This window comes from Streptomyces sp. NPDC104581 (genome assembly GCF_055583685.1).
Map to the genome: position 1 here is coordinate 1 of NZ_JBVJNN010000088.1, position 3803 is coordinate 3803.

At 69.6% G+C, this 3803-nt stretch carries 1 pseudogene; it reads right to left on the bottom strand.

The annotated features are described in order from the left end of the window. Positions 1-3662 (bottom strand): annotated as a pseudogene (locus tag ACZ61E_RS32475) (type I polyketide synthase); the annotation flags it as partial. Positions 3663-3803 lie beyond the last annotated feature (141 nt).

The following is a 3803-nucleotide window of genomic DNA, read 5'->3' on the forward strand; positions in this document are numbered from 1 at the left end:
CCGAGGGCGTGGAGGGTGGCGTCGAGGAGTGCGGGGTGGATGCCGTAGCCGTCCGGGTCGGCGTCCTCGCCGAGCGAGATCTCCGCGTACACGTCCTCGCCCGAGGTCCAAGCGCCCGTGAGGCCCTGGAAGACCGGACCGTACTGGTAACCCTTGGCGGCCAGGTCGTCGTACAGAGTGTCGACGGGCAGTGCCTCGGCACCGGTCGGCGGCCAGACGGTGAGGTCCCTGACCCCACCGGCTGCCGAAGTGCCGAGCCGGCCTGAGGCGTGCAGAGCCCATGGCTCGTCCCGCCCGGTGCGGGAGTGGATCGTGACTGGACGTTCGCTGTCGGAATTCTCCGAGCCCACGATCATCTGGAGCTGCACCGTGCCCTGTTCGGGTACGAGCAAGGGAGCTTCCAGCGTCAGGTCGACGAGGTGCGAGTGCCCTGTGTGGTCACCGGCGTGCAGGGCGAGGTCCACGAACGCGCTGCCCGGCAGGAGTACGTTCCCGAAGACGGAGTGGTCCGCGAGCCACGGGTGCGTGCGCAGGGAGAGCCTTCCCGTGAACGTGACGGCCCCGATTCCGTCCGCCTGCTCCATGGCGGCGTCGAGCAGCGGATGGTCGATCGTCCCGAGCCCCAGGCCCTCCAGGTCCGCCACTGCTGGGGTGTCGTTGAGCCAGTAGTGGTGGTGTTGGAAGGCGTAGGTGGGGAGGGTGGGGTGGTGACGGGAGGTGGTGGGGGTGGTGGGCCAGGTGAGGGGGGTGTGGTGGGTGTGGAGTGTGGCGAGGGCGGTGTGGAGGGTGCGCTGGTGGGGGTGTTTGGGGTGCAGGGTCCCGATCGCGGTGGCGTCGGGGAGGGTCTGGGTGGTGAGGGTGGTGAGGGTGGTGTCGGGGCCGAGTTCGAGATACGTGGTGGTCCCCGTGGCGTGCAGATGCTCGGTGATGCCGGTGTAGTTGACGGCGTGGCGGAGCTGCTCGGCCCAGTAGTCGGGTGAGGTGGCTTGCTCGGGGGTGAGGGGGAGTGCGGTGCGGTTGGAGATGACCGGCAGGGTTGGGGGCTGGGGGGTGAGGGTGGTGAATGTGGCGTGGAAGGTGTCGAGGGCGGGGTCCATGTGGGCGGAGTGGAAGGCGTGGCTGACGTTCAGGGCGCGGGTGCGGATTCCGGCTTCACTGGCGCGGGTGTTGAGTGCCTCGATCTCGGCCACGGTTCCGGAGATGACGGTGTTGGTGGGGGAGTTGTGGGCGGCGATCTCCAGCCCGGTGCCTTCGAGGAGGGGGGTGATCTGGTCGGGGGTGGTGTGGAGGGTGAGCATGGTGCCCTGCCCGGGGGGGAGTTCTCCCATGAGGCGGGCGCGTGTCGTGACGAGGGTGGCGGCGTCGGTGAGGGTGAACACGCCGGCGATGTGGGCGGCGGTGAGTTCACCGATCGAGTGCCCGGCCAGTGCGTCGGGCCGCACCCCGTAGGACTCCACCAGCCGGTAGAGGGCGGTCTCCAGCGCGAACAGGGCCGGTTGGGTGTAGGTGGTGTCGTGCAGGAGGTCGGCTTCCGGCGTCCCGGGTTCGGCGAACATCACTGTCTGGAGTGGTGCCGGAAGGTGCGGGTCCAGGGCCGCGCAGACCTCGTCGAGCGCGTCGCGGAAGACGGGGTGGGTGGTGTAGAGGTCGTGTCCCATGCCCGGGTACTGGGACCCTTGGCCGGTGAACAGGACGGCGAGTTTGCCCGCCTGGTACCTGCCCGTCACACCCTGCGGGGTCGGGGTTCCGGCCGCGACGGCGGCCAGGGCGTCGGTCAGCTCCCCGCGCCCGGTACCGAACACGACGGCCCGGTGATCGAGCGTCGCACGGGTCTGTCCCAATGCGTTCGCGACGGCGGTGAGGTCGGTGTCGGGGTGGTCCTCCAGCCAGGCGTGCAGCCGCGAAGCCTGCCCGGCCAGCGCGTCAGTGGTGTGACCGGACACCGGCCACACCACCACACCCGCAGTCCCCTCCGATCCTGCCGCAGACTCGACCGGCTCGACCGGATCAACGGCCGGGGCCTGCTCCAGCACCACATGCGCGTTCGTGCCACTCATCCCGAACGATGAAATACCCGCACGTCGCAGGGTTTCCGGCTGCGCAACCCAGGCCACTTCATCGCGGAGCAGTTCCACCGCTCCCGCCGACCAGTCGACGTGCGGCGTCGGCTCGTCCACGTGCAGGGTGCGGGGGAGTACGCCCTCCCGCATCGCCATGACCATCTTGATCACACCTGCGACACCGGCGGCGGCTTGCGTGTGGCCGATGTTCGATTTCAGCGACCCCAGCCACAGCGGAGCGTCCTCCGGCCGGTCCTGGCCATAGGTGGCCAGGATGGCCTGGGCCTCGATCGGGTCGCCGAGTGCGGTGCCGGTGCCGTGCGCTTCGACGGCCTGGACGTCCGCCGCCGACAGCCCCGCGTTCGCCAGCGCCTGACGAATGACGCGCTGCTGCGAAGGCCCGTTGGGTGCCGTGAGGCCGTTCGACGCACCGTCCTGATTGACCGCTGAGCCCTTCACCACCGCGAGGACTTCGTGCCCGTTGCGTACCGCGTCCGACAACCGCTCCACCAGCAGCAGCCCCACACCCTCCGACCAGCCCGTACCGTCCGCGCCCGCCGCGAACGGCTTGCACCGGCCGTCCGGCGCCAGCCCACGCTGCCGGCTGAACTCCACGAACATGCTCGGACTCGCCATCACCGATACACCACCGACCAGAGCCAGATCGCACTCGCCCTCCCGCAGTGCCTGGCCGGCCATATGGAGCGCCACCAGGGAAGAGGAGCATGCGGTGTCGACGGTGATCGCCGGGCCCTCAAGCCCGAACGCGTACGACACCCGGCCCGACGCGACACTGCCCGCACTGCCGATGCCGACCTGTCCCTCATATCCCTCGGGGATGCTGGACAGCCGGGAGTAGTAGTCCTGCGAGATGACGCCGGTGAACACGCCGGTACGGCTGCCGTGCAGTGACTGCGGGTTGATCCCCGCCCGCTCGAAGGCTTCCCAGGCCGTCTCCAGCAGCAGCCGGTGCTGCGGGTCGGTGGCCGTGGACTCGCGGGGACTCATGCCGAAGAGCTCGGCGTCGAACGCGGCGGCGTCGTGGAGGAAGCCGCCCTTTCGGACGTACGAGGTCCCCGCGTTGTCCGGGTCCTGGTCGAAGAGGGAGTCCGTGTCCCAGCCACGGTTGTCGGGGAACGCCCCGATCGCGTCGCGGCCCTCGGCCACCAGCGCCCAGAGATCCTCTGGAGTGCGAATGCCCCCCGGATAACGGCACGACATCCCGACGATCACCATGGGATCGCTGGTGTCCCGGTTGGTGACGGCCGCGGTCTCGGAAGGCTTGTGCAGCACACCGAGGACCGTGTCACGCAGGTAATCGGCGAGCGCGGCGGGCGTGGGGTGGTCGAAGACGAGCGTGGCGGGCAGCCGAAGCCCCGTCGCGCTGCCGACACGGTTTCGGAGTTCGACGGCGGTGAGGGAGTCGATTCCCAGGTCCTTGAACGGACGGGACGCCGCCACGGCGTCCTCCCCGTGCCCGAGCACCGCGCCGACATGACCTGATACCAGGCGCAGCAGGAACTCCTGCTGCTCCGCCGTGCCGAGTCCTGCCAACTGTCGTGCCAGCGCGGACGGTTCGGCCGCACCTTGGCTGCCGCTCACGGAGACGGCGGTACGGCGCTGCGCGCGCAGGAGCCCTCGGAAGAGTGCGGGTGTGTTTGTTGTGTCGAGTCGGGTGGTGTTGATGGCGGTGGGGATGAGGTGGGGGTGGGTGGTTGCGGTGTTGAGGAGGGTGAGGGCTTG